The sequence below is a fragment of the Streptomyces aurantiacus genome (assembly GCF_027107535.1).
Taxonomy (GTDB): domain Bacteria; phylum Actinomycetota; class Actinomycetes; order Streptomycetales; family Streptomycetaceae; genus Streptomyces.
Window position 1 is genome coordinate 8,504,556 of record NZ_CP114283.1, and the last position, 14,235, is coordinate 8,518,790.

Annotated in this window: 14 protein-coding genes; 8 read left to right on the plus strand and 6 right to left on the minus strand. The window is 72.6% G+C overall.

Annotated features, from left to right (window positions below):
- Positions 1-74 precede the first annotated feature (74 nt).
- The gene (locus O1Q96_RS39485; RefSeq protein WP_269252680.1) at positions 75-1,217 is read right to left on the minus strand and encodes a GGDEF domain-containing protein; all 1,143 of its coding nucleotides are present in this window, start codon (positions 1,215-1,217) and stop codon (positions 75-77) included.
- 148 nt (positions 1,218-1,365) lie between these two features.
- On the opposite strand from O1Q96_RS39485, the gene O1Q96_RS39490 reads away from it, so the two are divergent.
- Complete coding sequence (locus O1Q96_RS39490) at positions 1,366-2,175, plus strand: enoyl-CoA hydratase/isomerase family protein (protein ID WP_269252681.1); 810 nt, start codon at positions 1,366-1,368, stop codon at positions 2,173-2,175.
- 161 nt (positions 2,176-2,336) lie between these two features.
- Positions 2,337-3,041 carry a hypothetical protein gene (locus tag O1Q96_RS39495; protein WP_269252682.1) on the plus strand — a complete coding sequence of 235 codons (705 nt, stop codon included), beginning with the start codon at positions 2,337-2,339 and terminating at the stop codon, positions 3,039-3,041.
- Positions 3,042-3,072: 31 nt separating this feature from the next.
- On the opposite strand, the gene O1Q96_RS39500 is transcribed toward O1Q96_RS39495, so the two are convergent.
- Positions 3,073-4,137 (minus strand): adenylate/guanylate cyclase domain-containing protein, encoded by a 1,065-nt coding sequence (locus O1Q96_RS39500; protein ID WP_331276116.1) that lies wholly within the window; start codon positions 4,135-4,137, stop codon positions 3,073-3,075.
- Between the two features lie 561 nt (positions 4,138-4,698).
- Positions 4,699-5,592: a biotin--[acetyl-CoA-carboxylase] ligase gene (locus O1Q96_RS39505; RefSeq protein ID WP_269252684.1), complete on the minus strand. Its 894-nt coding sequence runs from the start codon at positions 5,590-5,592 to the stop codon at positions 4,699-4,701.
- Between the two features lie 165 nt (positions 5,593-5,757).
- Here O1Q96_RS39505 and O1Q96_RS39510 point away from each other — a divergent pair, with 165 nt between their 5' ends.
- Both O1Q96_RS39510 and O1Q96_RS39515 read left to right on the plus strand, forming a co-directional pair.
- On the plus strand, positions 5,758-7,356 hold the full coding sequence (locus O1Q96_RS39510; RefSeq protein WP_269252685.1) for an acyl-CoA carboxylase subunit beta: 1,599 nt from the start codon (positions 5,758-5,760) through the stop codon (positions 7,354-7,356).
- Between the two features lie 26 nt (positions 7,357-7,382).
- On the plus strand, positions 7,383-7,589 hold the full coding sequence (locus O1Q96_RS39515; protein WP_269252686.1) for an acyl-CoA carboxylase epsilon subunit: 207 nt from the start codon (positions 7,383-7,385) through the stop codon (positions 7,587-7,589).
- Here O1Q96_RS39515 and O1Q96_RS39520 read toward each other — a convergent pair.
- Complete coding sequence (locus O1Q96_RS39520; RefSeq protein WP_269252687.1) at positions 7,586-8,737, minus strand: SGNH/GDSL hydrolase family protein; 1,152 nt, start codon at positions 8,735-8,737, stop codon at positions 7,586-7,588. The genes O1Q96_RS39515 and O1Q96_RS39520 overlap by 4 nt on opposite strands.
- A 151-nt stretch (positions 8,738-8,888) precedes the next feature.
- Between O1Q96_RS39520 and mmpB the strand changes: the two genes are divergently transcribed.
- Together mmpB and O1Q96_RS39530 are read left to right on the plus strand one after the other, a co-directional pair.
- Positions 8,889-9,017 (plus strand): morphogenic membrane protein MmpB, encoded by a 129-nt coding sequence (mmpB, locus tag O1Q96_RS39525; RefSeq protein WP_269252688.1) that lies wholly within the window; start codon positions 8,889-8,891, stop codon positions 9,015-9,017.
- 96 nt (positions 9,018-9,113) lie between these two features.
- Positions 9,114-9,734 (plus strand): Maf family protein, encoded by a 621-nt coding sequence (locus O1Q96_RS39530; protein ID WP_269252689.1) that lies wholly within the window; start codon positions 9,114-9,116, stop codon positions 9,732-9,734.
- A 13-nt stretch (positions 9,735-9,747) separates the two neighbouring features.
- Here O1Q96_RS39530 and O1Q96_RS39535 read toward each other — a convergent pair whose 3' ends face one another.
- Positions 9,748-10,239, minus strand: a complete 492-nt coding sequence (locus O1Q96_RS39535) for a hypothetical protein (protein WP_269252690.1) — start codon at positions 10,237-10,239, stop codon at positions 9,748-9,750.
- Between the two features lie 368 nt (positions 10,240-10,607).
- Here O1Q96_RS39535 and O1Q96_RS39540 point away from each other — a divergent pair, with 368 nt between their 5' ends.
- Positions 10,608-12,380, plus strand: coding sequence for an acetyl/propionyl/methylcrotonyl-CoA carboxylase subunit alpha (locus O1Q96_RS39540; RefSeq protein ID WP_269252691.1), 1,773 nt, complete (start codon positions 10,608-10,610; stop codon positions 12,378-12,380).
- A gap of 223 nt (positions 12,381-12,603) precedes the next feature.
- Positions 12,604-13,176 carry a TetR/AcrR family transcriptional regulator gene (locus tag O1Q96_RS39545; RefSeq protein ID WP_269252692.1) on the plus strand — a complete coding sequence of 191 codons (573 nt, stop codon included), beginning with the start codon at positions 12,604-12,606 and terminating at the stop codon, positions 13,174-13,176.
- Between the two features lie 86 nt (positions 13,177-13,262).
- Here O1Q96_RS39545 and O1Q96_RS39550 read toward each other — a convergent pair whose 3' ends face one another.
- Entirely contained in the window at positions 13,263-14,225 is a 963-nt protein-coding gene (locus O1Q96_RS39550) for a DeoR/GlpR family DNA-binding transcription regulator (RefSeq protein WP_217452858.1), read from the minus strand.
- Between the last annotated feature and the right edge of the window lie 10 nt (positions 14,226-14,235).

A 14,235-nucleotide genomic window follows, 5' to 3' on the forward strand; every position in this document is an offset into this window, starting at 1 on the left:
GGATGCCGGGCCGGGTCCTTACCTCCGCCCGGGATTTCCGCCCGGGACCCCGGCCCGGCGCTCCGCGTGCGTCCCTACCGGCGGCCGCGGAATCTCCGGCGTTCGGCCGCCGCGGGCGGGGGCGCGTCGGCCAGGCGTACGACTGGGTCGTCGGGACCCTCACGGCCGGCGACGACGGGCTTGGCCGCCCGTACGGCCTTGGCGCGGTACTGGGCCGCGTCGGCGAGGCGGAAGAGACGGCGGGCGGAACGGACGGGACCGAGCGGATCCCCGGTCGAGGCGACACCGCACGCCACCCCTTCACCCAGTTCCAGCTCGGCGGCACGGCGGCAGAGTTCGTCGGCGACACGGACCACCTCGTCGGCGGCCGGGCCCACGGACAGCAGGCAGAACTCGTCACCGCCGAGGCGGGCGGCGAGCGTGCCGGGCAGCATCGCGCCGCACAGGGACAGCACCGACCCGAAACGCTCCAGGAGCCGGTCGCCGACGGCATGGCCCTGGGTGTCGTTGACGCGCTTGAGGCCGTTGACGTCGCACACGACGAGACTCACGACGACCCCCTCGGCGCGGTGGCGTTCCACGGCCTCGTCCAGGCGCATGTCCACCGCGCGGCGGTTGGCGAGGCCGGTGAGCGCGTCGGTGAAGGCGAGGCGGCGGGCCTCCTCCAGGCGTTCCGTCTGCGCGATCCCGGCGGCGACCACGGAGGCGAGGACGGTCGCGAAGTCGGCGTCGGCAGGGCCGAACACGGGGGCACCGGCAGGACGGGCGACGTACAGCTCGCCCCAGGCCCGCCCGTGCAGGACGATCGGCGCGACGACACAGCAGCCGCGTCCGCGCCGCCGGAGCGCGGCGACCCTCTGGTGGCAGTACTCGGCGTGCCCCGTGGCCGGCCCGTCGGCCGTCTCCACCCACGCGTTGGGCTCACCGCCGCCGACCCAGCGCTCGTGCAGGAACTCGGTGATCTCGGGGAACTGGTGCACGGGGTACGCCTCGCCCTCCGGGAACTCCTCCTCGTCACGGGCCCGCTCCCCCACGTTCACCAGGACGCGCAGCCGCCCCAGCTCCCGCTCCCACACGGACAGCGCGGCGAAGCTGCCGCCCAGCGCCCGGCACGCCCCGGCAGCCGCCGCCCGCCACGACTCCCGCGGGGCGTGCGCGGCGGCCATGCCCTGCGCCAGCGCCACCACGGCCCTCAGTCGCACATCGTCACCACCCATTACCCCAGGTTAGGTAGGTTTGGGAGGTTTTGGTCCGTTGATGCGGCGAACAGGGGTCCGCGGGTGGGCCCGGAGCGCCTTTCCCCGGAGGCGGCCGGCTGCGATGATCGGGCCACGGAAGTTAACCCACGTTAACCGGGAGGGTTTCATGGCGGAGCAGGGCGCGGAACAGCGGTTCGGGGAGTACGTGGCGGTGCGGCACCACGCGTCGTACGTCGCGGAGCTCACCCTGGACCGGCCCAAGGCCATGAACGCCGTGTCGTCCGGGATGGCCCGCTCGATCGCCGCGGCGTGCGAGGCGCTGGCCGCCGACCGGGACGTACGCGCGGTGGTGGTGACCTCGACGCACGAGCGGGCCTTCTGCGTCGGGGCCGACCTCAAGGAGCGCAACTCCCTCACGGACGCCGAGCTGGTCCGTCAGCGCCCGGTCGCGCGGGCGGCGTACACCGGTGTGCTGGAGCTCCCGATGCCCACCGTGGCCGCCGTGCACGGCTTCGCGCTGGGCGGCGGCTTCGAGCTGGCCCTGGCCTGCGACCTGATCGTGGCGGACGGTACGGCCGTGGTGGGCCTGCCCGAGGTGTCGGTCGGCGTCATCCCCGGCGGCGGCGGTACGCAGCTGCTGCCGCGCCGGGTCGGTGCGGCGCGGGCGGCGGAGCTGATCTTCTCCGCGCGGCGGGTGGAGGCCGTGGAGGCGAGGGAGCTGGGGCTGGTCGACAGCCTGGTCGCCGACGGGGAGGACCGCGCCGAGGCGCTGGCCCTCGCGGGGCGCATCGCCGCGAACTCGCCCGTCGGGCTGCGGGCCGCCAAGCGGGCGCTGCGGCTCGGGCACGGGCTCGACCTGCGCGCGGGCCTGGAGATCGAGGACGCGGCCTGGCGTTCGGTCGCCTTCTCCGGCGACCGCGCGGAGGGAGTGGCGGCCTTCAACGAGAAGCGCCGCCCGGAGTGGCCCGGGGAGTAGTCCCGCGTAGGCCCCCGTGAGGCCGGCCAAACCTGCCTCGGCGCACAACTCCCCGTTCGGGTGATGTGCGGCCGCAGACCGCCCGGACCTCCCGAGAACGCGCATAGCCTGCGCACCGCGACAGCGCGCCGGGAGGCGCCCTCGCCCGGGGAGGGATCTGCATGCCGGACACGGCAACGAAGTGGGAGACGGTCTCATCGGAGCCGTCCCTGCCGGAACCCGTTCTCCCCCGCCCGCGGGGCCGCCACCGCAAACCCCGCCGGCGCGGCGTCCTCTTCGCGGTCGGCGGTCTCGCCCTGGCCGCGGGCGCGCTGAGCGTGCTGCGCGTGGCCGGCCCCCACCCGTCGGGCGGCGGCGAGAGCGTGGAGGCCACGGACCTCGAGCCCAGCGGGGCCGGTTCGGTCGAGAACACCGCACAGGACGGCACCGGGGCAGGAGAAGGACCCGGGACGGGGAGAGGGACAGGGCCAGGAGAAGCGGGAGCCGGGCCGGTGGCCGCCGGGGCGCCTGCGGCGAGCGCGTCCCCTTCTGCCGCCGCGGCCGCGGGACGCGGCTCCCGGACGGGCCCGGCCCCCGGGGCGGCCGGCACCGGGGCAGGCGCGTCGGCGAGGGGGCCCGCGGCGACCGCCGGTCCCGCGGCCGCCCACCCCGCGCCCACGTCGGCGCGGCCCCTCCAGGGCGCACGGCCGGCCGTCACCGAGCCCCCCGCCGAAGCGGCCCAGCAACCGGCACCCCGGCCGCCCGCGGCAGGGCCGTCGGCACCCGCTCGGACCGTGGCGCCCACCAGTCCTCCCAAGGGCTCCTCACCGGGCGGCATCTGTGTACCGGTCGTGGGCCTGTGTCTCGACGGGCCCGCCGCCCGCTGACCCGGGTGTCCGGGCCGGACGTGCCGCGGCACTAGCTCCTGCGGCTCATCAGCCACGGTTCGACGACGCCCAGGCCGCGCACCGCCCGTTGCCACATCGGCTGGATGCCGAAGCGGTACGTCGGGGGTTCCTCGCCCTCCTTCTCCGCGGTGACGGCCTCCTCCAGGGCCACGGCCTCGGAGGCGGGTGCGTCGCCCGTCCGGATGAGCTCCTGCGCGAAGGCCCCGTCGACCAGGACGGCGTCCTTGGGAGCTATCGAGGTCAGCCGGGACGCGAGGTTCACGGTCGTGCCGAAGACGTCGCCCATGCGGGTGGTCACCGTGCCGAAGGCGATGCCCACGCGCAGTTCGGGCATCGTCTCGTCGTTGGCCATGGTCTCGATCAGGCGCAGGGCGATCTCGGCGGCGACACCCGCGTCGTCGGCCGCGTACAGCACTTCGTCGCCCAGCGTCTTGATGAGCCGTCCCCCGTGCGCGGCGACCAGGTCGGCGGCGGTGGTCTCGAAGGCCTCGACGAGCTCGCCGAGTTCCTCCTCCTCCATGCGCCGCGTCAGGCGCGTGAAGCCGACGAGGTCCGCGAAGCCGACGGCCAGCCGGCGGTCCACCATCTCGTCGTCGTCCGCGGCCTGCACGACCCGGCCGGTCGCGGCGGCGAGCTGGCGCCGCCAGACGTAGACGAGGAACTCCTCCAGCTCGGGCAGGAGCAGCTCGACCAGCGGATACGTGACCTCGGTGCGCGTCATGCCCGGTTCCGGGGGCTCGGTGAGGCCCTCCAGGAAGGAGTCGATCTGCCATTCGGCCAGCCGGGCGGTGGTCTGGCCGGTGGAACGGGCCACCTGGACGGCCATCGCCTCGCTGAGCAGCCCGGCCTCGACCAGACCGGCCAGCCGCCGCAGGGCCAGGACGTCCGCCTCGGTGAGCGCCTTGGCCTGGCCGATGTCGGCGAAGCCCATGGCCCGCCAGAAACGGGACGCCAGCTCCATGGAGACGCCCGCGCTGCGGGCCGCCTGGAAGGGGGTGTAGCGCCGCTCGGCGCCGAGGATGAGCTGTTCGAGCCTCAGTGCGAGCGGGTCCTCGTCGGGCTCGTCGCCGGGCAGCTCGGCCCGGCCGTCCTGCGTGTCCGTCCGGCCGCGCGGCTCCGCCAGGCCGGCCGCCTCCGCCCGGTCGGCCGCTCCCGTCCGGTTCACCGCCTCCGCCCGGTGGGCCGCCTCGGCCGGGTCCGGCCCCTCGGCCCGGCCGGCCGTCTCCGTCCGGTCGATCGCCCCGGTCCGGCCGTCCTGCGCGTTCACTGGGTTCTGTTCCTCCACGCGCGCGTGCGCCTCGGCGCGGTCGACCCGTGCGGCCGCCGTGTCGGCGGCAGACCCGGCGGTACGCCCCGACTCGCCGTCGGAGGCGGGGTCACCCATGCCGGAACCGCTGTCGTCGACGGTCACGCCTGTTGCCCTTCCGATCTGCCGCGGTCAGGTATCGACCGGCCTCAACTCTACGGCAGGTGTGCTGTGGCTCACTCCCGAGTGCCGAGGCCGGACGGCTCGTGGACCACTCCGCACCCGTACGTCCGGCGGCCCACTCCCAGTCGTACGGCCCGCGCGCGTCCCCTGCTCATCACCAGCACGAACGGGCACGGGACACCCCGCGTACCCCGTTCGTCCCGTCCGTCACTCGTTCTCCGGGGATCCCGCCGGACGCAGGTGCACGATGTCCCCGGCGCCCACGGGCTGCTGCACGCCCTCCGCCGTGGCCAGCACGAGCCGGCCGTCGCGGTCCACGGCCACCGCCTCCCCGGTGATCGACTCACCGCCGGGCAGCTCGGCCCGCACCGTCCGCCCGAGCGTCGAGCATCCCGCCGCGTACGCCTCCTGGAGTCCCGACGCGGCGGGGTCGCCCTCCACCCGCCGCCACTTCTCGAACCACTGTTCGAGCGATCGGAGGACGGCCCGCAGGATCGTGTCCCGGTCCGTGGTGACCGCTCCCGCGAGCGCGAGCGAACCGGCGCCCGGCACGGGCAGTTCGTCCTCGCGGAGCGTGACGTTGATGCCGATGCCGACGACGACCGCGTCGGGCCCCGCGCGCTCGGCGAGGATGCCGCCCACCTTGCGTTCCGTGCCGCCCACCGTCGCCAGCAGGTCGTTCGGCCACTTCAGGGCCGTTTCCACGCCCGCCGCCCGCGAGAGGCCCGCCGCGACCGCGACCCCGGTGAGCAGCGGCAGCCAGCCCCACCGCTCCACGGGGACCCCGGTGGGCTTCAGCAGGACGGAGAAGAAGAGACCCGAGCGGGCGGGGGCCGTCCACCGGCGGTCGAGGCGGCCGCGCCCGGCGTCCTGCTCCTCGGCGACGAGGACCGCGCCCTCCTCCGCCTTTCCCGCGGCGGCGAGAGCGACGAGGTCGGAGTTGGTGGAGCCGGTGCGCTCCACCACGTCGACATCGCACCAGAGTCCGTCGTGCCCGCCGTTGCGTACGAGCGCGCGGCGCAGCGCCACGGCATTGAGCGGCGGACGGTCCAGGTCGGACCACCGATTGCTGTTCGCGTCTGAGTCATCTCGCGGCGTCATGCAACCCACCCTAGGTGTGGTAAACGCCGCACTGCCGAACGGTAGGCACGCCACTACGCTACGGATGAGTAGCCATCCCCCCTTCTGAGCACCACCTCTTCAGCATCAGCTCTTCGAGCACCTCACCCTCACGTCCCCACTGAGCAGGCAGGGAGCCGCATCCCGATGTCCGAGCCGGAACAGCAGCACGAGATCGACATCCACACCACCGCGGGCAAGCTCGCGGATCTGCGGCGCCGCATCGACGAGGCGACGCACGCCGGCTCGGCGCGTGCCGTCGAAAAGCAGCACGCCAAGGGCAAGTTGACGGCTCGTGAGCGGATCGAGCTGCTGATGGACGAGGGTTCCTTCGTCGAGTTCGACGAGTTCGCACAGCACCGCTCGACGGACTTCGGCCTGGAGAACAACCGCCCGTACGGGGACGGGGTCGTGACCGGCTACGGCACGGTGGACGGCCGTCCGGTCGCCGTGTTCTCGCAGGACTTCACAGTCTTCGGCGGTGCCCTCGGTGAGGTCTTCGGACAGAAGATCATGAAGGTGATGGACTTCGCGCTGAAGACCGGCTGTCCGGTCATCGGCATCAACGACTCGGGCGGCGCCCGTATCCAGGAGGGCGTCTCGGCGCTCGGCATGTACGGCGAGATCTTCCGCCGCAACACCCACGCCTCGGGTGTGATCCCCCAGATCAGCCTGGTCGTCGGGCCGTGCGCCGGCGGCGCCGTCTACTCCCCCGCCATCACCGACTTCACGGTGATGGTCGACCAGACCTCGCACATGTTCATCACCGGCCCGGACGTCATCAAGACGGTCACCGGCGAGGACGTCGGCTTCGAGGAGCTGGGCGGCGCGCGCACGCACAACGCGGTCTCGGGCGTGGCCCACCACATGGCGGGCGACGAGAAGGACGCGATCGAGTACGTCAAGTCGCTGCTGTCCTACCTCCCGTCGAACAACCTCAGTGAGCCGCCCGCCTTCCCCGAGGAGGCGGACCTCGCTCTCACCGACGAGGACCGCGAGCTCGACACGCTGATCCCGGACAGCGCGAACCAGCCGTACGACATGCACACGGTCATCGAACACGTCATGGACGACGCCGAGTTCTTCGAGACGCAGCCGCTGTTCGCGCCGAACATCCTCACCGGCTTCGGACGGATCGAGGGCCGCCCGGTGGGCGTCGTCGCCAACCAGCCGACGCAGTTCGCCGGCTGCCTGAACATCGACGCCTCCGAGAAGGCCGCGCGCTTCGTGCGCACCTGCGACGCCTTCAACGTCCCGGTCCTCACCTTCGTGGACGTGCCGGGCTTCCTGCCGGGTGTCGACCAGGAGCACACCGGGATCATCCGCCGCGGCGCCAAGCTGATCTACGCGTACGCGGAGGCCACGGTCCCGCTGATCACGGTCATCACCCGCAAGGCCTTCGGCGGCGCGTACGACGTCATGGGCTCCAAGCACCTGGGCGCGGACCTCAACCTCGCCTGGCCGACCGCCCAGATCGCCGTGATGGGCGCGCAGGGCGCGGTGAACATCCTGCACCGCCGGACCATCGCCGCGACGCCCGCCGAGGAGCAGGAGGCCACCCGGGCCCGCCTGATCCAGGAGTACGAGGACACGCTCCTCAATCCGTACACGGCGGCCGAGCGCGGGTACATCGACGGTGTGATCCTGCCGTCCGACACCCGCTCCCACGTCGTACGCGGTCTGCGGTCCCTGCGCACCAAGCGGGAGTCCCTGCCGCCGAAGAAGCACGGCAACATCCCCCTGTAGAACGCCTGTCGAGAGCGGGAGCGGTCATGATCAAGGTCATACGGGGCAACCCGACTCCGGAGGAGCTGGCGGCCGCGCTGGCGGTGGTCCGGGCCCGCGCCGCGGCGGCGGCGACGGCCCCGGACGGCGCGGACCAGGAAAGGGACGCGTGGTCCGACCCGTCCCGGCTGGCCCAGAGCCGCCTGCCGGCACCGGGCCCGAGGACGTGGGCCCACACCTACTGGCCCCGTTAGGAGCACGCGCCCCGCGGGCGGAGAACCGCCGCGACGACTTCGGCCATCACCGCGTATCCCGCGTCGTTCGGGTGCAGGTGGTCGCCGAAGTCGTACGCGCCGCACAGCGCGTCCGAGCCGCCGGGGCCGGCCAGCGCACGGTGCAGGTCGGCCACGCCGTCGTACTCCCCCGAGCAGCGAATCCACTCGTTGAGCTCGTGGCTCACCTTCGCGGCCCGCTCCCCCCAGTGGTCGGACCCGCCGAAGGGCAACAGGGTCGCGCCCACGGCCCGCACTCCCCGGGCTCGCGCCTGCCGTATCAGCTCCCGGTGCCCGGCGATGAGTTCGCTCACCTCGACGCGCGGCGCGGGCCGGTACGTGGGCTGTTCGTCGGTCTCGCTGAAGCCGATGTCGTTGAGTCCCAGCAGCACGACCAGCGTGTCGACGCCGGCTTGGGCGAGCACGTCCCGCTCCAGGCGGTGGATTCCCTTCTCCCCGTACCAGGCCGAGTCGTTGAGGAGCAGGTTCCCGCCGATGCCGGCGTTGAGGACGGGCCGCCCGGTGCGCTCGGCGAGGGCGTCCGACCAACGGCGGTCCGCGCCCGGTGTGGACCCGAACCCGTCCGTGATCGAATCGCCGAAGAGCGCCACCCCGTCGGCGCGCCCCGCCGACACGTCCACGCCCGACAGGAAGTACCAGGACTCGGTGGCCTCGTCGAAGCCCTCGCCCCCGGTGTCCTCCAGGAGGTCCCCCGCGCCCCGGTAGCTGGTCGTGAAGGCCTGCGCGTGGAACGTCGCGGGCCCGGTGACGGCGTCCAGGTGGAGGGTGACCGTCACTGATTCGCCCGCTTCCAGGGCGAGTTCGGCCGCGTCCGTGGTGAGGGTCCCGCGTGCGGGGACCTCAGCGGACGGGGATCCCGCGAAGGTGAACCGCCGCACCGAGTCCGGCCGTACGGCCGCTCCGCGGGCCGTACGGCCGACCGTCGCGCCGGCGACCCGGAGCGGCGAGGTCCCGTACGCGTTCGAGAGGCGGATGCGGACGCGGTCGCCGCCCGCGCCGAGGCGGACGACCTGGCGCAGGGAGTGACGCCAGAAGCCCTCCTGCGACCAGTTGGGGGTGAAGCCGGTACTGGGCAGCTGTGGAGAGGCGGTCCAAGCGGTGGTGAACACGGCACTTCCCTCTCTAATGGAACCAGGGTTCCTTTAATGATGAAGGGAACGGTAGCAAGGATCGACCCCTAACGGAACTGCAGACCCTTTAGGTCAGGATGAGTACGCGTACTCAGGCGCCCCGGGGCCCGCCGGAGTCACGATCGGAGACATGCTGTGGTCCGACCCGGAGAACGAGCCGCCGAAGGAGCTGCGCGACATGCAGGACATGTTGCGGCGGCTCGGCGTCCTCATCGCAGTGACCGTGGTGTTCGCGATGATCATCCTCGGCCTGATGTGAGCCCGGCCCGATGTGAGTCCGGCCCGATGTGGCGTCGGGCCGCCGTGACTTTCGGGCTGATGCGAGCCGCCCCGGCCCCGCCGATACGCTGGCCGCATGACTGATCAGCCACGCCGCCGGCTCGTCCTCGCCTCCCAGTCCCCCGCCCGCCTCGCGCTGCTGCGGCAGGCCGGCCTCGCCCCCGAGGTCATCGTCAGCGGGTTCGACGAGGACGCCGTGACCGCACCGACCCCCGCCGAGCTGGCGCTCGCCCTCGCCGAGGCGAAGGCGTCCGTGGTGGCGGCCCGGCCCGAGGCCGACGGGGCGCTGGTGATCGGCTGCGACTCGGTGCTCGAACTGGACGGCGTGGCGTACGGCAAGCCGGCCGACGCCGAGGAGGCGACCGCGCGCTGGAAGACGATGCGCGGCCGGGCGGGCACGCTGCAGACCGGCCACTGCGTCTGGGACACGGCGGCCGGGCGTCACACGTCGGGGGTCGCGTCCACCGTCGTCCGCTTCGGCGAGCCGACCGACGCCGAGATCGCCGCGTACGTCGCCTCGGGCGAGCCGCTGCACGTCGCCGGGGCGTTCACGCTCGACGGCCGCTCGGCCCCGTTCGTCGACGGCATCGACGGCGACCACGGCAACGTCATCGGAATCTCGTTGCCGCTGGTACGCCGCCTGCTGGCCGAACTGGGCGTCGGCATCACACAGTTGTGGACGCCGCGCGAGAAGTGACGCGCGGGGGCGGTCAGGTGGCCGAGGGCGCCGGAGGCGAGGGCACGATGGGCGCCCCGGCGCTGTCCCCGTCCGCCGGGCCGCCGTCCGGCTTCGCGCCGGCCACCGCGGCCTCGTGACGGTCGTACGTCATGAAGATGAGCACGATCAGTCCGAGCACCACCATCATGAAGGCGAACGCGCCCCAGCCCACCAGGCCGACCGTGAACGCGCCGAGCAGGGCGTGCACCACCGCCGCGCTGATCAGCAGGATGCGGCCGAGGCCGGCGGGAGCGCGGTCGCGCAGGCCGACGCGCAGCGCGGTGAAGCCGCAGAGCGCGAAGTAGAGGCCGAAGAGCAGGCCGGCGACCTTCGAGGACGTGGACATCACATCCGGGTCGAGCCCCGCCAGGGACATGTCCTGCCGGTCGACGACGACCCCCATGAACCAGTTGACCAGCGCGATGCCGAGCGCCTCCACGAAGAGCACGATCGCGGTCACCCACGCCACCGGTCTGCGGACCACCGGCCCCCACCCACTTTCGAGTACTGCCCGAGCAGGGCCTTGTTACCTGGAGTTCGAGACAGCGTGCACGCTACTAACGGGTAAACCTGGGGACAAGGGATCTGCGGAGGGCAAAGAATCATTGGGCCATTCGTAGGGACTCCACAAAGAAACGGAGTGGCGCGCGGCACCCTCTCACAGAGACCTTGACCACATCGGAGGACTAGGGTTCTTGGGAAGCCCCCTGCGTACCGAGGTGCGACAAGGGATTTCGCGGGAGAGCAGGCCTTGTATCACGCTCCGTGTGGGCAAGCTCACCATCGGGGACGGGTCGAAACGACGTGTCGGCTGTCCCTAAACTCGGCTTGTTTCAAGGAGAGGGAGCCAACGTGCGCAAGGTGTTGATCGCCAACCGAGGCGAAATCGCTGTTCGTGTCGCCCGGGCGTGCCGAGACGCCGGTATCGCGAGCGTGGCGGTGTACGCCGAACCGGACCGGGACGCACTGCATGTGCGGGCCGCGGACGAGGCGTTCGCGCTGGGCGGTGACACCCCCGCGAGCAGTTACCTCGACATCACCAAGGTGCTCCAGGCCGCCAAGGACTCGGGGGCGGACGCGATCCACCCCGGATACGGCTTCCTCTCCGAGAACGCCGACTTCGCCCAGGCCGTCCTGGACGCCGGGCTGGTCTGGATCGGCCCGCCCCCGCAGGCGATCCGCGACCTCGGTGACAAGGTGGCGGCCCGGCACATCGCCCAGCGCGCCGGTGCGCCGCTCGTGGCGGGTACGCCGGACCCGGTGGCCGGTGCCGAGGAGGTCGTCGCCTTCGCCCGCGAGCACGGCCTGCCCATCGCGATCAAGGCCGCCTTCGGCGGTGGCGGCCGCGGCCTGAAGGTCGCCCGCACGCTCGAAGAGGTGCCGGAGCTGTTCGACTCCGCGGTGCGCGAGGCCGTCGCCGCCTTCGGCCGCGGCGAGTGCTTCGTGGAGCGCTACCTCGACAAGCCCCGCCACGTGGAGACGCAGTGCCTGGCCGACTCCCACGGCAACGTGGTGGTCGTCTCGACCCGTGACTGCTCGCTCCAGCGCCGCCACCAGAAGCTGGTCGAGGAGGCCCCGGCGCCGTTCCTCTCCGAGGCCCAGGTCGCCGAGCTGTACGCCTCCTCGAAGGCGATCCTCAAGGAGGCCGGTTACGTCGGTGCGGGCACTGTCGAGTTCCTGGTCGGCGTCGACGGCACGATCTCCTTCCTGGAGGTCAACACCCGTCTGCAGGTCGAGCACCCGGTCACCGAGGAGGTCGCCGGGATCGACCTGGTCCGCGAGATGTTCCGTATCGCCGACGGCGAGGAACTGGGCTACGACGACCCGCCGCTGCGCGGCCACTCCTTCGAGTTCCGCATCAACGGCGAGGACCCGGGCCGGGGCTTCCTGCCCGCGCCCGGCACCGTGACCAACTTCGCCCCGCCGTCCGGCCCGGGCGTGCGCCTGGACGCGGGCGTGGAGACCGGCAGCGTCATCGGCCCGGCCTGGGACTCCCTGCTCGCCAAGCTGATCGTCACCGGCCGCACCCGCGAGGAGGCCCTGCGACGGGCCGCCCGCGCGCTGGAGGAGTTCACCGTCGAGGGCATGGCGACCGCCATCCCGTTCCACCGTGCCGTGGTCGCCGACCCCGCGTTCGCGCCCGAACTGACCGGCTCGGCCGATCCGTTCACGGTCCACACCCGCTGGATCGAGACCGAGTTCGTCAACGAGATCCCTGCCTTCACCGCTCCCGCGGACACGGAGGTGGAGGACGAGCCGGGCCGTGAGACGGTCGTCGTCGAGGTCGGCGGCAAGCGCCTCGAGGTCTCCCTGCCGTCCTCGCTGGGCATGTCCCTGGCCCGTACGGGGCTCGCGGCGGGTGCCAGGCCCAAGCGCCGCTCCGCCAAGAAGTCCGGCCCGGCCGCCTCCGGTGACACGCTCGCCTCGCCGATGCAGGGCACCATCGTCAAGGTGGCCGTGGAGGAGGGCCAGGAGGTCAAGGAGGGCGACCTGATCGTCGTCCTGGAGGCCATGAAGATGGAGCAGCCCCTCAACGCCCACCGGTCGGGGACCATCAAGGCCCTCGCCGCCGAGGTGGGCGCCTCCCTCACGTCCGGCGCCGTGATCTGCGAGATCAAGGACTGACGCACACCGCATCCCGAAGCGCCCGACGAACAGGATCAGCCTGTCCGTCGGGCGCTTCGGGTTACCGCGCCCCTCTGGGGGCGCAGCCCCCAGAGGGGCGCGGGGAACTGCGCGACCAGCCACATCCGGCCCGCACGCCCGGACGGCGATCATGGGGCGGACGAGACGGCTCCAGGCCCCCCAGGGGGCGGTCGCAGGAGGCGAGAGAGGCCAGGTGAGACACATGTCCAACCCGCCGGCAGGCACACGCATGCGCGCCGACGCCCGGCGCAACCACGAGCGGCTGGTGGCCGAAGCACGGACCACGTTCGCCGAACACGGCGCCGACGCCTCCCTGGAGGACGTGGCGAAACGCGCCGGCGTGGGCATCGGCACGCTGTACCGCCACTTCCCGAACCGGCACGCACTGCTGAGCGCGGTCTTCGCGGACGCGGTGAGTGATCTGCTGGACCGCTCACGCGAACTGCTCGACGACCCGCAGCCGTGCACGGCGCTCGTGACGTGGCTGCGCGCCGTCATCACTCATGCGGGTGAGTATCGCGGGCTGTCGCGAGCGCTCATGTCGGCCTCGCACGACGACGCCTCGGCGCTCGCGCGATGCAGCGGCCCGATGCGTGAGGCGGGCAGTGCCCTCCTCACGCGCGCCCAGCGGGCAGGCGCAGTACGCCCCGGTGTGTCCATCGGTGATCTGCTCCAGCTGACCAACGCGATCGCGCTGGCCGCCGAAGAGACCCCCGGTGACCCGGAGTTGGCCGACCGCCTGCTGACACTGACTCTGCGGGGCCTCAAGGCCTGACGCCCCGCACGGCGCACGTACGAACTGCCGTGGCGCCTTCCGACGTACGGACTGGACCGCCGTCCGTCGGCAGGGGCGCCGCTCTGTCAGCGTCGGCGCAGGTCGGCGACCCGAGCCCGCTCGCTCTGGGGCTGATCCCCCAGAACCGCCGCGGCACTGCGCAACTGCGGTCCTCCGCCGGGTGCCTGGCCGCGTCGGGGGCCCGGCAGCGGCACGTCCCGGCGTGGCGGCTGGCGCCCCGCCGGGACCGTATCGCCGCCCGAACCGCCGGCTCCGGCCACCGCGATCTGCACGCCCTGATCGGCCAGGGCCTGCAGTTCGGTGGCCGCGCGGTCGTCGTGGGCGGGCGGCTCGTCGGTGACCAGCCGGGTGATCACGTCGGTCGGCACGGTCTGGAACATCGTGTCGGTGCCGAGCTTGGTGTGGTCGGCGAGGACCACGACCTCGGCGGCCGCCTGGACGAGTGCGCGGTCGACGGACGCCGACAGCATGTTGGAGGTGGACAGGCCGCGCTCGGCGGTCAGTCCGCTCCCCGACAGGAAGGCCCGGGAGACCCGCAGCCCCTGGAGGGACTGCTCGGCCCCGCTGCCGACCAGGGCGTAGTTGGAACCGCGCAGGGTGCCGCCGGTCATCACGACCTCCACGCGGTTGGCGTGGGCCAACGCCTGGGCCACCAGCAGGGAGTTGGTGACGACGGTCAGTCCGGGGACACGCGCGAGCCGGCGGGCCAGCTCCTGGGTGGTGGTTCCCGCCCCCACCACAATGGCCTCGCCCTCTTCGACGAGACTTGCGGCGAGATCGGCGATGGCCGTCTTCTCGGCGGTCGCGAGATGAGATTTCTGCGGAAAGCCGGACTCCCGCGTGAACCCGCCCGGCAATACCGCACCGCCGTGTCGGCGGTCGAGGAGTCCTTCTGCCTCCAGTGCGCGCACGTCCCGCCGTACGGTCACTTCGGAGGTCTGGACGACGCGGGCGAGCTCACGGAGCGACACGGCTCCATTTGCTCGCACCATTTCGAGGATCAATTGGCGACGTTCTGCAGCGAACACGAAACTGACA

What these genes read in the sequence shown, in the direction of transcription:
- O1Q96_RS39490 (WP_269252681.1), top strand. Translation starts at nt 1,366, where the DNA reads ATGGCGGAGCAGGGCGCGGAACAGCGGTTCGGGGAGTACGTGGCGGTG.
- O1Q96_RS39515 (WP_269252686.1), top strand. Translation starts at nt 7,383, where the DNA reads ATGATCAAGGTCATACGGGGCAACCCGACTCCGGAGGAGCTGGCGGCC.
- O1Q96_RS39485 (WP_269252680.1), bottom strand. Translation starts at nt 1,217, where the DNA reads ATGGGTGGTGACGATGTGCGACTGAGGGCCGTGGTGGCGCTGGCGCAG.
- O1Q96_RS39505 (WP_269252684.1), bottom strand. Translation starts at nt 5,592, where the DNA reads ATGACGCCGCGAGATGACTCAGACGCGAACAGCAATCGGTGGTCCGAC.
- O1Q96_RS39545 (WP_269252692.1), top strand. Translation starts at nt 12,604, where the DNA reads ATGTCCAACCCGCCGGCAGGCACACGCATGCGCGCCGACGCCCGGCGC.
- O1Q96_RS39530 (WP_269252689.1), top strand. Translation starts at nt 9,114, where the DNA reads ATGACTGATCAGCCACGCCGCCGGCTCGTCCTCGCCTCCCAGTCCCCC.
- O1Q96_RS39510 (WP_269252685.1), top strand. Translation starts at nt 5,758, where the DNA reads ATGTCCGAGCCGGAACAGCAGCACGAGATCGACATCCACACCACCGCG.
- mmpB (WP_269252688.1), top strand. Translation starts at nt 8,889, where the DNA reads ATGCTGTGGTCCGACCCGGAGAACGAGCCGCCGAAGGAGCTGCGCGAC.
- O1Q96_RS39495 (WP_269252682.1), top strand. Translation starts at nt 2,337, where the DNA reads ATGCCGGACACGGCAACGAAGTGGGAGACGGTCTCATCGGAGCCGTCC.